Annotated in this window: 19 protein-coding genes; 5 read left to right on the plus strand and 14 right to left on the minus strand. The window is 52.0% G+C overall.

Annotated elements, in window-relative coordinates; all coding sequences use genetic code 11:
• Nucleotides 1-2: 2 nt before the first annotated feature.
• Together smg and dprA are read right to left on the minus strand one after the other, a co-directional pair.
• Nucleotides 3-476 (minus strand): DUF494 family protein Smg, encoded by a 474-nt coding sequence (gene smg / locus EAE_RS04870; RefSeq protein WP_015369440.1) that lies wholly within the window; start codon nucleotides 474-476, stop codon nucleotides 3-5.
• Nucleotides 448-1572: a DNA-protecting protein DprA gene (gene dprA / locus EAE_RS04875; protein WP_015703635.1), complete on the minus strand. Its 1125-nt coding sequence runs from the start codon at nucleotides 1570-1572 to the stop codon at nucleotides 448-450. Before dprA ends, smg begins: the two co-directional genes overlap by 29 nt.
• A 129-nt stretch (nucleotides 1573-1701) precedes the next feature.
• Here dprA and def point away from each other — a divergent pair, with 129 nt between their 5' ends.
• The 5 genes from def to mscL all read left to right on the plus strand — a co-directional run bounded on the left by def (nucleotide 1702) and on the right by mscL (nucleotide 6464).
• The gene (def, locus tag EAE_RS04880) at nucleotides 1702-2211 is read left to right on the plus strand and encodes a peptide deformylase (RefSeq protein ID WP_015703636.1); all 510 of its coding nucleotides are present in this window, start codon (nucleotides 1702-1704) and stop codon (nucleotides 2209-2211) included.
• 14 nt (nucleotides 2212-2225) lie between these two features.
• Nucleotides 2226-3173: a methionyl-tRNA formyltransferase gene (gene fmt, locus EAE_RS04885; protein WP_015703637.1), complete on the plus strand. Its 948-nt coding sequence runs from the start codon at nucleotides 2226-2228 to the stop codon at nucleotides 3171-3173.
• A 52-nt stretch (nucleotides 3174-3225) separates the two neighbouring features.
• On the plus strand, nucleotides 3226-4521 hold the full coding sequence (gene rsmB, locus EAE_RS04890) for a 16S rRNA (cytosine(967)-C(5))-methyltransferase RsmB (protein ID WP_015703638.1): 1296 nt from the start codon (nucleotides 3226-3228) through the stop codon (nucleotides 4519-4521).
• Nucleotides 4522-4534: 13 nt separating this feature from the next.
• Complete coding sequence (trkA, locus tag EAE_RS04895; protein WP_015369435.1) at nucleotides 4535-5911, plus strand: Trk system potassium transporter TrkA; 1377 nt, start codon at nucleotides 4535-4537, stop codon at nucleotides 5909-5911.
• A gap of 142 nt (nucleotides 5912-6053) precedes the next feature.
• Nucleotides 6054-6464 carry a large-conductance mechanosensitive channel protein MscL gene (mscL, locus tag EAE_RS04900; protein ID WP_015369434.1) on the plus strand — a complete coding sequence of 137 codons (411 nt, stop codon included), beginning with the start codon at nucleotides 6054-6056 and terminating at the stop codon, nucleotides 6462-6464.
• Here the strand turns inward: mscL and EAE_RS04905 are convergent, their stop codons facing one another.
• The 12 genes from EAE_RS04905 to rpmD all read right to left on the minus strand — a co-directional run bounded on the left by EAE_RS04905 (nucleotide 6465) and on the right by rpmD (nucleotide 12751).
• Complete coding sequence (locus EAE_RS04905; RefSeq protein ID WP_015703639.1) at nucleotides 6465-6680, minus strand: alternative ribosome-rescue factor A; 216 nt, start codon at nucleotides 6678-6680, stop codon at nucleotides 6465-6467.
• A gap of 57 nt (nucleotides 6681-6737) precedes the next feature.
• Nucleotides 6738-7163, minus strand: a complete 426-nt coding sequence (gene zntR / locus EAE_RS04910; protein ID WP_015369432.1) for a Zn(2+)-responsive transcriptional regulator — start codon at nucleotides 7161-7163, stop codon at nucleotides 6738-6740.
• Nucleotides 7164-7165: 2 nt separating this feature from the next.
• Entirely contained in the window at nucleotides 7166-7534 is a 369-nt protein-coding gene (locus EAE_RS04915) for a DnaJ family domain-containing protein (RefSeq protein WP_015369431.1), read from the minus strand.
• Nucleotides 7535-7642: 108 nt separating this feature from the next.
• Nucleotides 7643-8029, minus strand: a complete 387-nt coding sequence (gene rplQ / locus EAE_RS04920) for a 50S ribosomal protein L17 (protein ID WP_004868344.1) — start codon at nucleotides 8027-8029, stop codon at nucleotides 7643-7645.
• A 40-nt stretch (nucleotides 8030-8069) separates the two neighbouring features.
• Nucleotides 8070-9059: a DNA-directed RNA polymerase subunit alpha gene (locus tag EAE_RS04925; protein WP_002438685.1), complete on the minus strand. Its 990-nt coding sequence runs from the start codon at nucleotides 9057-9059 to the stop codon at nucleotides 8070-8072.
• A gap of 25 nt (nucleotides 9060-9084) precedes the next feature.
• Complete coding sequence (gene rpsD, locus EAE_RS04930) at nucleotides 9085-9705, minus strand: 30S ribosomal protein S4 (RefSeq protein ID WP_002919224.1); 621 nt, start codon at nucleotides 9703-9705, stop codon at nucleotides 9085-9087.
• Between the two features lie 32 nt (nucleotides 9706-9737).
• Entirely contained in the window at nucleotides 9738-10127 is a 390-nt protein-coding gene (gene rpsK / locus EAE_RS04935; protein ID WP_004388621.1) for a 30S ribosomal protein S11, read from the minus strand.
• A gap of 16 nt (nucleotides 10128-10143) precedes the next feature.
• Nucleotides 10144-10500 carry a 30S ribosomal protein S13 gene (gene rpsM, locus EAE_RS04940; protein ID WP_015369429.1) on the minus strand — a complete coding sequence of 119 codons (357 nt, stop codon included), beginning with the start codon at nucleotides 10498-10500 and terminating at the stop codon, nucleotides 10144-10146.
• Nucleotides 10501-10646: 146 nt separating this feature from the next.
• Nucleotides 10647-10763: a 50S ribosomal protein L36 gene (gene rpmJ, locus EAE_RS04945; RefSeq protein ID WP_000868187.1), complete on the minus strand. Its 117-nt coding sequence runs from the start codon at nucleotides 10761-10763 to the stop codon at nucleotides 10647-10649.
• 31 nt (nucleotides 10764-10794) lie between these two features.
• Nucleotides 10795-12126, minus strand: a complete 1332-nt coding sequence (secY, locus tag EAE_RS04950) for a preprotein translocase subunit SecY (RefSeq protein ID WP_015703640.1) — start codon at nucleotides 12124-12126, stop codon at nucleotides 10795-10797.
• A gap of 7 nt (nucleotides 12127-12133) precedes the next feature.
• Nucleotides 12134-12568 carry a 50S ribosomal protein L15 gene (gene rplO, locus EAE_RS04955; RefSeq protein ID WP_015369426.1) on the minus strand — a complete coding sequence of 145 codons (435 nt, stop codon included), beginning with the start codon at nucleotides 12566-12568 and terminating at the stop codon, nucleotides 12134-12136.
• A 3-nt stretch (nucleotides 12569-12571) separates the two neighbouring features.
• Entirely contained in the window at nucleotides 12572-12751 is a 180-nt protein-coding gene (gene rpmD, locus EAE_RS04960) for a 50S ribosomal protein L30 (RefSeq protein WP_001140434.1), read from the minus strand.
• Between the last annotated feature and the right edge of the window lies 1 nt (nucleotide 12752).

The following is a 12752-nucleotide window of genomic DNA, read 5'->3' on the forward strand; positions in this document are numbered from 1 at the left end:
GATTAATGCAGCATACCTTCATTTACTTCGAAGAGTAATTCTTCCATTTGCTGATAGGCGTTTTCACAGCCTGGAATATTAAACAGAACCATCAGGATCACCCATTTCAGGTCTTCCAGTTCAAACTCTGCCGTATCCAGCGCCAGTACGCGCTCTATCACCATTTCTCGCGTTTCGAGGTTCAACACCTGGATCTGCTCGAGGAAGAGTAAAAATCCTCGACAGCTGGCATCCAGACGCTGGCACTCTTCATCGGTGTATACCCGAAGAGAGAGCGGGTCGGAGGCGAGCTGCATGGGTTCAACGAGACCTTCCTGATAATCAGCCAGTTTCTCGAGCCACATTAACGCGTTATAGATATCTTCCCGCTCAAAACCCGCATCGGTCAGATCCCGCGTCAGTTTGTCCTGATCCACGCGCATTTCTGCTTCGTTATGGATATAAGTCTCAAACAAATACATGAGTACGTCGAACATGGCTTGCCCTCCTTAATCGGACATAGCCGCCGGGTACAGCTGCGATCCAGCCTGCTAACTCCAGTTCAAGTAGCTGGGCTACGGTTACTGGCACAGATTGGCCGGCACGTTCAGCGACAACGTCAACAGGTGTTACCTCATCTCCTACGTTAGCCAGGAGCTCTGGAAATGGCAATGCTACAGGAGGCTGATCTGCGTAATTATTTAGCAAATCAGCGGTCTCTTCCCGCGCTGAAAGCTCATATTGCCAATACTCAAGGATCTCTTCCGGCACGGTAACGGGAACCGCTCCCTGCTTTATTAGCCAGTGCGGCCCTTCAGAGCCAGGATTGCCAATTGGCCCAGGCAGGGCAAAAACATCTCTCCCCTGCTCCAGCGCGCAACGGACAGTTACCAGAGAACCGCTTTTCAAGGCGGCCTCTATCACCAGAACCCCAGCGCTTAACCCGCTGATAATCCGGTTGCGGCGCGGGAAATTCCCTGGTAACGGTAGCGCAGAGAGAGGAAATTCGGAAAGTAGCGCGCCGCCGCTTTCCACGATCTGCTTTGCTAAAGCCCGATGCCGGTGCGGGTAGATATCAGAGAGACCGTTGCCTAATACGGCGATGGTTTTTCCCTTTGCCGCCAATGCCCCGCGGTGGGCGATGCCATCAATCCCCAACGCCAGACCACTGGTAAGGGTCAAGCCATACTGAGCAAGCGCTTCACTGAATGCTTTTCCCCACCGCGCGCCGTACCACGAGTGTGCACGGCTCCCAATGATAGCCAGCTGCCGGCTACACAGGAGATCGACGTTACCGCAGACCAGCAGCGCGCCGGGATAATCATCGATAGCGCGTAGCTGCGGCGGATAGAGCGCGTGATCCGCCGTGATCAGATGATGTTCTGGTTGCTCTAACCATTGCAGTGAAACATCAATTTGCTGTTGGTTGAGGGCAAGAAACTGTGTTGCCTGCGCTTTAGTTAAACCCGCAGCCCGCAACGTTTCAGTATTCAGCTGGCCTGTACATCCTAGCCGTCGTGCAATCAATACCATTTCATCGCCGTACAGGTTATTCACCCGCATCAGGCGCAACCAAATCTCCGTGGGCGTCATCCGTTCCCCCCTGCCATTAGCGGCTCAGCCAATCCTTGTGATTGGTTAGCGAGACTGTCAATTAGAGGGGGTTTTGTCTAGAATAGAGGTAATAATCTTATCAACTACTGAATACGACTCTGGATCTTTATGGCAGTTTTGCAAGTGTTACATATTCCGGACGAGCGCCTTCGCAAAGTCGCCGAGCCGGTCAAAGAAGTGAATGCAGAAATTCAGCGTATCGTCGATGATATGTTCGACACGATGTACGCTGAAGAAGGTATTGGTCTGGCCGCCACGCAGGTGGATATCCATCAGCGCATTATCGTTATCGATGTCTCGGAAAACCGTGAAGAGCGTCTGGTGCTCATCAACCCAGAGCTACTCGAAAAAGACGGCGAAACCGGCATTGAAGAAGGTTGTTTGTCAATTCCGGAACAACGTGCGCTGGTTCCACGAGCCGAAACCGTAAAAATCCGCGCGCTGGACCGTGAAGGTAAGACTTTCGAACTGGAAGCTGATGGCTTGTTGGCTATTTGTATCCAGCATGAAATGGATCACCTGGTCGGTAAGCTGTTCATTGACTATCTGTCGCCGCTCAAACAGCAGCGCATCCGCCAGAAAGTTGAAAAACTGGATCGTTTACGCGCCCGTGCCTGATAACAAGGATTAACGTGTCACAAACACTACGTATCATTTTCGCTGGAACCCCCGACTTTGCAGCGCGTCACCTTGACGCGCTGTTGTCGTCTGAACATCAGGTTGTCGGCGTATTTACTCAGCCCGACCGCCCTGCTGGTCGCGGCAAAAAATTGATGCCGAGCCCGGTAAAAGTGCTGGCTGAAGCCAATAATCTACCGGTCTTCCAGCCATCCTCCCTACGTCCGCAGGAAAATCAGCAACTGGTTGCCGACCTTAACGCCGATGTTATGGTCGTCGTGGCTTATGGACTGATCCTGCCGAAAGCGGTTCTTGAAATGCCGCGTTTGGGCTGCATTAACGTTCACGGCTCCCTGCTTCCTCGCTGGCGTGGCGCTGCGCCGATTCAGCGTTCGCTATGGGCTGGCGATGCCGAAACCGGTGTAACCATCATGCAGATGGACGTCGGTCTTGATACCGGTGACATGCTGTATAAACTCTCCTGCCCGATTACCGCGGAAGATACCAGCGGCAGCCTGTACGATAAACTGGCCAACCTTGGACCAGAGGGTCTACTGGCGACCTTAGCGCAACTGGCGGATGGTAGCGCAGAGCCTGAAGTTCAGGACGAATCGCGGGTCAGTTATGCCGAGAAGCTGAGTAAGGAAGAGGCTCGTATTGATTGGTCGCTTTCCGCAGAACAGCTCGAACGCTGCATCCGCGCATTTAATCCCTGGCCGATGAGCTGGCTGGAAATCGATGAACAACCAGTGAAGGTATGGCGCGCATCCGTTATTACGGAGTCCGCCAACGCTGAGCCAGGTACGATCGTCGCAGCAACCAAGCAAGGGATCCAGGTCGCCACCGGCAACGGGATTCTGAATCTGGAATCGCTGCAGCCAGCAGGGAAAAAAGCGATGAGTGCCCAGGATTTATTGAACTCTCGCCGGGAATGGTTTATCCCCGGAAACCGTCTTGCCTGACGCACTTCTCTTCTAAAGCCCGGGTTCGCCGGGCATTTTTATTTTTGCGCTTATGAAAAAGAATATTAATTTACGCAGCCTGGCAGCCCAGGCTATTGAGCAGGTCGTAGAGAAAGGCCAGTCTTTAAGCAATGTTCTGCCGCCGCTGCAGCAAAAAGTGAGCGAGAAAGACAAAGCGCTGCTGCAGGAGCTGTGCTTCGGCGTTTTGCGCACTCTCAGCCAACTCGAGTGGCTAATCGGTAAGCTGATGGCCCGCCCGATGACCGGCAAACAGCGTACCGTACATTTCCTGATCATGGTCGGCCTGTATCAGCTACTTTATACGCGAATTCCCCCACACGCCGCGCTGGCGGAAACGGTGGAAGGCGCGGTGGCAATTAAACGTCCGCAGCTTAAAGGGCTTATCAATGGCGTATTACGCCAGTTTCAGCGCCAGCAGGAAGAGCTGCTGGCCGAATTCGCCCAGCACGAGAACCGTTATCTCCATCCTAAATGGCTGCTTAAACGTCTGCAGCAGGCCTGGCCGCAACAATGGCAGGATATTGTGTCAGCCAATAATCTACGTCCGCCAATGTGGCTGCGTGTGAATCGCAATCATCATTCGCGAGATGAATGGCTCGCACTGCTGGAAGACGCTGGTTTACAGGGTTTCACTCACCCGGACTATCCGGATGCCGTCCGTCTTGCGACCCCAGCCCCGGTCCATGCGTTACCAGGATTTGATAAAGGCTGGGTAACCGTTCAGGACGCCTCAGCCCAGGGCTGCATGCGCTACTTGCAACCGGCAAACGGCGAGCGCATTCTCGATCTCTGCGCGGCGCCGGGCGGCAAGACGACGCATATTCTGGAAGTCGCGCCGCAGGCGAGTCTGATGGCGGTCGACATCGACCAGCAGCGCCTGTCCCGCGTCTATGACAACCTGAAACGTCTGGGCATGAAAGCAGAAGTAAAACAGGGCGATGGTCGCTATCCTGAACAGTGGTGCGGCGATGAGCAGTTCGATCGTATTTTGCTGGATGCGCCATGTTCGGCCACCGGCGTTATCCGTCGCCATCCGGATATTAAATGGCTGCGCCGGGATCGCGATATCGCCGAGCTGGCGCAATTACAGGCAGAAATTCTCGATGCCACCTGGGCTCATCTTAAGCCTGGCGGTACGCTGGTCTATGCGACATGCTCTATTTTGCCGGAAGAGAACAGCCAACAAATCGCCGCTTTCCTGACCCGTACCCAAGATGCCGAACTCCATGAAACGGGAACGCCGGAAACCCCGGGTCAGCAAAATCTGCCTGGGGCGGAAGAAGGCGATGGCTTCTTTTACGCTAAGCTAATCAAAAAGCGCAATTAATGGGTCACTGCTGATGAAGATTATTATTCTTGGCGCCGGACAGGTAGGCGGCACGCTGGCGGAAAATCTCGTTGGCGAAAACAACGATATTACCCTGGTCGATACCAACGGCGACCGTCTGCGCGGCCTGCAGGATAAGTTCGATCTCCGCGTCGTTCAGGGCCACGGTTCGCATCCGCGCGTGCTGCGCGAAGCTGGTGCCGATGATGCCGATATGCTGGTCGCCGTAACCAGTTCGGATGAGACCAACATGGTAGCCTGCCAGGTCGCCTATTCGCTGTTTAATACGCCGAATCGCATCGCCCGTATTCGTTCGCCCGATTACGTTCGCGATGCCGATAAACTTTTTCATTCAGAAGCGGTGCCAATTGACCATCTGATCGCTCCGGAGCAGTTAGTCATCGATAATATCTACCGCCTGATCGAATATCCGGGCGCGCTGCAGGTAGTGAACTTCGCCGAAGGAAAAGTAAGCCTGGCCGTTGTGAAGGCTTATTATGGCGGCCCGCTGGTCGGTAATGCGCTTTCCACGATGCGCGAACATATGCCGCACATCGACACGCGCGTTGCGGCAATTTTCCGCCACGATCGGCCGATTCGCCCGCAGGGATCAACCATCGTAGAAGCGGGCGACGAAGTCTTCTTTATCGCCGCGTCGCAACATATTCGCGCGGTAATGAGCGAACTCCAACGTCTGGAGAAACCCTACAAACGCATTATGCTGGTCGGCGGCGGCAACATCGGCGCGGGCCTCGCTCACAGGCTGGAGAAAGACTACAGCGTGAAGTTGATCGAGCGCGATCAACAGCGTGCCGCTGAACTTGCCGAAAAGCTGCAGAATACGATCGTCTTTTATGGCGATGCATCGGATCAAGAGTTACTGGCGGAAGAGCATATCGATCAAGTCGATCTCTTTATTGCCGTCACCAACGATGACGAAGCCAATATCATGTCGGCAATGCTAGCCAAGCGGATGGGTGCGAAGAAGGTCATGGTGCTGATCCAGCGTCGCGCATATGTTGATCTGGTTCAGGGAAGCGTGATCGATATTGCGATATCACCGCAACAAGCCACGATTTCTGCCTTGCTGAGCCACGTACGTAAAGCTGATATTGTCGGTGTTTCGTCGCTACGCCGCGGCGTTGCCGAAGCCATTGAGGCCGTCGCGCATGGCGATGAAAGCACCTCGCGGGTAGTCGGCCGTTCAATTGATGAAATTAAGCTGCCGCCAGGCACAATTATTGGCGCGGTGGTGCGCGGCAATGACGTAATGATCGCCAATAATAATTTACGTATTGAGCAAGGCGACCACGTAATTATGTTCCTGACCGACAAGAAATTTATCTCCGATGTTGAGAGACTATTCCAGCCGAGTCCGTTCTTCCTGTAATTACAATGGGCGTCGCGCAGACGCCTTTTTATTATCCCTTATTTATCAATGGATAATATTTTCCAGCAATTATTCAACAGCAATGGAAAATGGAAATACATTTGATAAACTTATCAATGTCAGCTGGCTCAAGGAGAGTAAAATGGGTATGTTAAAAGAATTCCGCGAATTCGCGATGCGCGGGAATGTTGTCGATTTGGCAGTGGGTGTCATCATTGGTGCAGCATTTGGTAAAATTGTATCGTCTTTAGTGGCCGATATTATTATGCCTCCGCTGGGTTTGCTCATTGGCGGGATCGACTTTAAACAGTTCGCCGTTACGCTACGCGATGCGCAGGGGGATGTCCCAGCCGTTGTCATGCATTATGGTGTGTTTATTCAGAACGTCTTCGATTTCATCATCGTTGCCTTCGCGATTTTCATGGCGATCAAACTGATGAATAAACTGAACCGTAAGAAAGAAGAAGCGCCTGCCGCTCCGGCACCGAGCAAAGAAGAAGTGCTACTGAGTGAAATTCGCGATCTGTTAAAAGAACAAAACAACCGTTCTTAATCAGCACACAGAAAGCAGAAGGCCAGTGGTAAAAAAGCGATTCGCTTGCTTGCCACTGGCCTCCCGGTCATTCCGCCCTGCATGTTTGTCTTTACGTTGATAGCTTCCTTTCCCTTTCTTATTTTTCTCAACCCGCTGTCTGAATAATGGGTCATGCAGTAATGCCTCAATCGCATTATCTTTAATTTGCCCTTTGGTATGCTGATAGCGACTCATAGTAACTCCAGTCAATGTATGAATTCGGCGCGAGTGTAGATCCGCGCGCGGAAAAAATCAACGCCCGGCATGGCTACCGCTGGCGCCTTGTTCTAAGGCTTCGAGTATCGAGCAGTAAACGCTACTGTGCGCCGTGCCGCAGCAGGCATCATTCAGCCGCTGTAAAGAACGCCGCATCGTTTCCAATTCTTTGATACGCGCTTCGACTTCACTCAGGCGGGCCTGGACGATCCCTTTAGACTCCTGACAAGTATGATGTTCTGGATCGATGCGGATCGATAATAATTCGCGGATCGACTCCAGAGTGAAGCCTAATTGCCTGGCATAACGGATAAAGCGCAGCCGCTGCAGATCGTTATCCGAATAGAGGCGAAAACCGCCTTCAGTACGAATATCATGATCCATCATTTGCTGCTTTTCGTAATAGCGGATGGTATCCGGGGTGACATCAGCCAATTTGGCCAGTTCGCCAATCCGATACATAGCTACTCCTCGTTAATTTTGTGCCACAGTCTGTCGGCATAATCACCGCGTAGAAAATCGGTATTCATACCCGCCTGACGTAATTTCAGTTCAAACAGAGTCAAGCGACGGTTTAACTCGGCATACCGCGGATCATCATGCTCTACGGTCTTGAGTAAGTCGCTCAACGCCATGGCATCTCTACGTAACTCAAGCTCCGGTGGCAAACAGCCGGCATTTTTTAATAAGCGATAACCGGCGCGCAGTTCAGGGGGCACGTGTGAATCATCATCCAGCGCCAGCGGTTCGCCGCTGCCGGTCAGATTATCAAACTCGCCTTTAGACTGTGCGTCGAGGATGTGGCGTTCTGCCCACTGGTCCAGTAACCACATTATACGGCTCCCAGGGATGAACAAAAAGAGTACAGATAGTGTAGTGAAGTGGGATTGCGGTGGATATAAAAAAACCCGCCGGGGCGGGTTTTTTTACGTTACTACAGATTACTCTGCAGCAGCTTCTGCTTTCAGCTCAGCACGATCAACCAGCTCGATGTATGCCATCGGCGCGTTGTCGCCTGCACGGAAGCCACACTTCAGAATGCGAGTGTAACCACCGGCGCGGCTCGCGAAACGCGGGCCCAGCTCGTTAAACAGTTTTGCCACGATCTCGTTATCACGAGTGCGGGCGAATGCCAGACGACGATTAGCAACGCTATCAGTCTTGGCAAGAGTAATCAGCGGCTCAACTACGCGACGCAGTTCTTTCGCTTTCGGCAGGGTCGTCTTGATGATCTCATGACGAACCAGCGAACCTGCCATGTTACGGAACATAGCCTGGCGATGGCTGCTGTTGCGGTTCAGTTGACGACCACTCTTACGATGGCGCATGACCTTATCCTTCTCAGTAAAACCTTAACCTGTGATCCGGTTACTCGTCAGCAATGCTTGCCGGCGGCCAGTTTTCCAGGCGCATGCCCAGAGACAGACCACGTGAAGCCAGCACGTCTTTAATCTCAGTAAGAGATTTTTTACCCAGGTTCGGCGTTTTCAGCAACTCAACCTCGGTACGCTGTACCAGATCACCGATATAGTGGATAGCTTCTGCCTTGAGGCAGTTAGCAGAGCGGACAGTCAATTCCAGATCGTCAACAGGGCGCAGCAGGATCGGATCGAACTCTGGTTTCTCTTCTTTCACTTCCGGCTGACGTACATCACGTAAGTCAACGAAAGCTTCCAGTTGTTCAGCCAGAATGGTTGCCGCACGACGAATCGCCTCTTCAGGATCGATTGTGCCGTTGGTTTCCATCTCGATGACCAGCTTGTCCAGGTCGGTACGCTGCTCAACACGCGCGGCTTCAACATTGTAGGCAATACGCTCTACAGGGCTGTAGCAGGCGTCGACCAGCAGACGGCCGATTGGGCGCTCATCTTCTTCCGAATGAATTCGGGCAGAAGCCGGCACATAACCGCGACCGCGCTGAACTTTGATGCGCATGCTAATAGATGCGTTCTCATCGGTCAGGTGGCAGATCACGTGCTGCGGCTTGACGATTTCGACATCACCGTCGTGGGTAATGTCGGCTGCAGTCACAGGGCCAATGCCAGATTTATTCAAAGTAAGGATGACTTCATCTTTACCCTGAACTCTCACCGCCAGCCCTTTCAGGTTGAGCAGGATTTCAAGGATGTCTTCCTGAACGCCTTCTTTGGTGCTGTACTCGTGCAGTACACCATCAATCTCAACCTCGGTCACCGCGCAACCCGGCATCGATGAGAGCAGAATACGGCGCAGTGCGTTACCCAGAGTATGGCCGAAGCCACGCTCTAAAGGCTCAAGGGTCACCTTGGCGTGCGTCGAACTCACTTGCTCGATATCGACCAGGCGCGGTTTTAGAAACTCTGTCACAGAACCCTGCATTGTGTCCTCTCTTTGGTACTAAGCTTTACTTGGAGTAAAGCTCGACGATCAGGTGTTCGTTAATGTCCGCAGACAGATCAGAACGCTCCGGCTGACGCTTGAACGTACCTTCCATCTTGCCAGCATCAACTTCCAGCCAGGTTGGCTTTTCACGCTGCTCAGCCAGCTCCAGAGCGGCTTTCACGCGAGATTGCTTTTTCGCTTTCTCACGGATGCTAACAACGTCATTCGCTTTTACCTGATAAGAAGCGATGTTAACAACACGACCGTTTACCATGATAGCCTTGTGGCTAACCAGCTGGCGTGCTTCAGCACGAGTGGCGCCGAAGCCCATACGGTATACAACGTTGTCCAGACGACCTTCCAGCAGAGCCAACAGGTTTTCACCGGTGTTGCCTTTCAGACGTGCTGCTTCTTTATAGTAGTTACGGAACTGACGCTCCAGCACACCGTACATACGGCGAACTTTTTGCTTTTCACGCAACTGCACACCATAGTCAGACAGACGCGGCTTACGCGCACCGTGCTGGCCAGGAGCTTGTTCAATTTTACACTTGGTATCGATCGCGCGAACGCCAGACTTAAGGAATAAGTCAGTGCCCTCACGACGGCTCAGCTTGAGCTTAGGACCCAAATATCTTGCCATTTTCTTTCTCCAACAATCCTAGAAACGAGGCGTTATACGCGACGTTTTTTCGGCGGACGACAACCGTTATGAGGGATCGGAGTCACATCAGTAATATTAGTGATGCGGAAACCAGCGGCGTTCAGTGCACGAATAGTAGATTCGCGACCTGGACCCGGACCTTTAACCATAACTTCCAGATTCTTGATGCCGTATTCTTTTACGGCTTCTGCGCAACGCTCTGCTGCAACCTGAGCTGCAAACGGAGTGGATTTGCGAGAACCACGGAAACCGGAACCACCGGCTGTTGCCCAACCCAGCGCGTTACCCTGACGATCAGTGATGGTAACGATGGTGTTGTTAAAAGAAGCATGGATATGAGCCACGCCATCAGAGACTTGTTTTCTTACACGCTTACGTGCACGAACTGGTGCCTTTGCCATTATTCAATCACCCCGATTATTTCTTGATCGGTTTACGCGGACCCTTACGGGTACGTGCGTTGGTCTTAGTACGCTGACCGCGAACCGGAAGACCACGACGATGGCGTAAACCACGGTAGCAACCAAGGTCCATCAGACGCTTGATGCTCAGGGTGATTTCACGGCGCAGATCACCTTCAACGACAAATTTACCTACTGCTTCACGCAGAGAATCAATCTGTTCTTCAGACAGCTCACTGATCTTAACATTTTCAGCGATACCCGTTTCAGCGCAGATGGCTTTAGAGCGGGTCTTGCCGATACCAAAAATTGCAGTTAAAGCAATTACGGTATGTTTCTGATCAGGAATGTTAATGCCTGCTATACGGGCCACTATGCACTCCTACTATTTAATATGTACGTACCATGCTGAAAAGCCCGTTTTCAGGATACTCAAATGGAAACGTACAGACATACAAAAGATTGGCTGGCTAATCTAGCCAGCTCAACCCAACTTTGCAAGAAAAATATGCGAATAAATCAGCCTTGGCGCTGTTTATGCTTTGGCTCGGCACTGCAAATCACACGGATGACACCATCACGCTTAACGATTTTGCAGTTACGGCATAATTTCTTGACGGAAGCACGAACTTTCATTTTTACTCTCCGTAACTTCTCGGGCGACCAGTTAGCGGCCGTAGCCTTTCAGGTTCGCCTTCTTCAATGCAGACTCATACTGACTAGACATCATCAGAGTTTGCACTTGAGCCATAAAGTCCATAATCACGACGACAACAATAAGCAGCGAGGTTCCACCGAAGTAGAACGGCACTTTCATTGCATCGCGCATGAACTCCGGGATCAGGCAGATAAAAGTGATATACAACGCACCGACCAGAGTCAGGCGGGTCATTACTTTATCGATATACTTCGCCGTTTGTTCTCCCGGACGAATTCCTGGTACAAATGCACCGGACTTCTTCAGGTTATCTGCTGTTTCACGCGGGTTGAAAACCAACGCCGTGTAGAAGAAACAGAAGAAGATGATTGCAGACGCATAGAGTAACACATAAAGCGGTTGCCCAGGCTGCAAATACAGCGAAATTGTTGTCAGCCAGTTCCAACCAGTACCGCCCCCGAACCATGACGTGATGGTCGCCGGGAACAGAATAATACTGGAAGCGAAGATTGCCGGGATTACCCCCGCCATATTCACTTTCAGCGGTAAATGTGTGCTCTGTGCAGCATAGACACGACGACCCTGTTGACGCTTAGCGTAGTTTACCACAATGCGGCGTTGACCACGTTCAACGAATACAACGAAGAAGGTCACTGCAAATACTAATACTGCAACCAACAGCAACAGGAGGAAGTGCAGGTCGCCTTGACGCGCTTGCTCGATAGTATGGGCGATGGCCGGCGGGAGTCCCGCAACGATCCCGGCGAAGATCAGGATCGAGATACCGTTTCCGATACCGCGTTCGGTGATCTGTTCGCCGAGCCACATCAGGAACATAGTCCCTGTGACCAGACTAACAACAGCGGTGAAATAGAATGCAAAGCCCGGATTAATCACCAGGCCCTGCATACCAGGCATATTCGGCAGACCGGTAGCAATACCGATCGACTGGAATATAGCCAGCACCAGAGTACCGTAGCGGGTGTACTGGCTGATCTTACGACGACCAGACTCCCCTTCTTTCTTCAGTTCTGCCAGCGGTTGATAAACAACGGTCAGCAGCTGGACAATGATCGACGCCGAAATATACGGCATGATCCCCAGAGCAAAGATAGAAGCACGGCTGAGAGCACCACCAGAGAACATGTTAAACATTTCAATGATGGTGCCTCGCTGTTGCTCAAGCAGTTTGGCAAGTACAGTGGCATCAATACCAGGGATCGGAATAAAAGAGCCAATACGGAACACAATCAGCGCACCGATAACAAACAAAAGTCTGCGTTTCAGTTCGCCAATTCCACCTTTGGCACTTTGAAAATCTAATCCCGGTTGTTTAGCCATCTGCTACTTATTCCTCAATTTTACCGCCAGCAGCTTCGATAGCAGCACGAGCGCCTTTAGTCACGCGCAGGCCACGAACAGTTACCGGACGAGTTACCTCACCAGACAGGATCACTTTCGCGAACTCGATCTGGATACCGATAATGTTAGCCGCTTTCAGCGTGTTCAGGTCTACCACATCGCCTTCTACGTGAGCCAGATCAGACAGACGAACTTCTGCAGTGATCATTGCTTTACGAGAAGTGAAGCCGAATTTCGGCAGACGACGGTACAGTGGCATCTGACCACCCTCGAAACCGCGACGTACGCCACCGCCAGAACGAGAGTTCTGACCTTTGTGACCACGACCACCGGTTTTACCGAGGCCAGAACCGATACCACGACCCAGGCGTTTACCCGCCTTTTTGGAGCCTTCGGCCGGAGACAGAGTATTTAAACGCATCTCTTACTCCTCAACTTTAACCATGAAGGAAACCGCGTTGACCATACCACGAACAGCAGGAGTATCCTCGCGCTCTACGGTGTGACCAATACGACGCAGACCCAGGCCAAGCAGCGTTGCCTTGTGTTTCGGCAAACGACCGATTGCACTGCGGGTTTGAGTAATTTTAATAGTCTTTGCCATG

The sequence above is a fragment of the Klebsiella aerogenes KCTC 2190 genome, from assembly GCF_000215745.1.
GTDB lineage: Bacteria > Pseudomonadota > Gammaproteobacteria > Enterobacterales > Enterobacteriaceae > Klebsiella > Klebsiella aerogenes.

Bases quoted from the DNA above. Each gene is read 5' to 3' on its own strand.
- smg (WP_015369440.1), bottom strand. From the start codon at position 476: ATGTTCGACGTACTCATGTATTTGTTTGAGACTTATATCCATAACGAA.
- dprA (WP_015703635.1), bottom strand. From the start codon at position 1,572: ATGACGCCCACGGAGATTTGGTTGCGCCTGATGCGGGTGAATAACCTG.
- def (WP_015703636.1), top strand. From the start codon at position 1,702: ATGGCAGTTTTGCAAGTGTTACATATTCCGGACGAGCGCCTTCGCAAA.
- rsmB (WP_015703638.1), top strand. From the start codon at position 3,226: ATGAAAAAGAATATTAATTTACGCAGCCTGGCAGCCCAGGCTATTGAG.
- trkA (WP_015369435.1), top strand. From the start codon at position 4,535: ATGAAGATTATTATTCTTGGCGCCGGACAGGTAGGCGGCACGCTGGCG.
- mscL (WP_015369434.1), top strand. From the start codon at position 6,054: ATGGGTATGTTAAAAGAATTCCGCGAATTCGCGATGCGCGGGAATGTT.
- EAE_RS04905 (WP_015703639.1), bottom strand. From the start codon at position 6,680: ATGAGTCGCTATCAGCATACCAAAGGGCAAATTAAAGATAATGCGATT.
- zntR (WP_015369432.1), bottom strand. From the start codon at position 7,163: ATGTATCGGATTGGCGAACTGGCCAAATTGGCTGATGTCACCCCGGAT.
- EAE_RS04915 (WP_015369431.1), bottom strand. From the start codon at position 7,534: ATGTGGTTACTGGACCAGTGGGCAGAACGCCACATCCTCGACGCACAG.
- rplQ (WP_004868344.1), bottom strand. From the start codon at position 8,029: ATGCGCCATCGTAAGAGTGGTCGTCAACTGAACCGCAACAGCAGCCAT.
- EAE_RS04925 (WP_002438685.1), bottom strand. From the start codon at position 9,059: ATGCAGGGTTCTGTGACAGAGTTTCTAAAACCGCGCCTGGTCGATATC.
- rpsD (WP_002919224.1), bottom strand. From the start codon at position 9,705: ATGGCAAGATATTTGGGTCCTAAGCTCAAGCTGAGCCGTCGTGAGGGC.
- rpsK (WP_004388621.1), bottom strand. From the start codon at position 10,127: ATGGCAAAGGCACCAGTTCGTGCACGTAAGCGTGTAAGAAAACAAGTC.
- rpmJ (WP_000868187.1), bottom strand. From the start codon at position 10,763: ATGAAAGTTCGTGCTTCCGTCAAGAAATTATGCCGTAACTGCAAAATC.
- secY (WP_015703640.1), bottom strand. From the start codon at position 12,126: ATGGCTAAACAACCGGGATTAGATTTTCAAAGTGCCAAAGGTGGAATT.
- rplO (WP_015369426.1), bottom strand. From the start codon at position 12,568: ATGCGTTTAAATACTCTGTCTCCGGCCGAAGGCTCCAAAAAGGCGGGT.
- rpmD (WP_001140434.1), bottom strand. From the start codon at position 12,751: ATGGCAAAGACTATTAAAATTACTCAAACCCGCAGTGCAATCGGTCGT.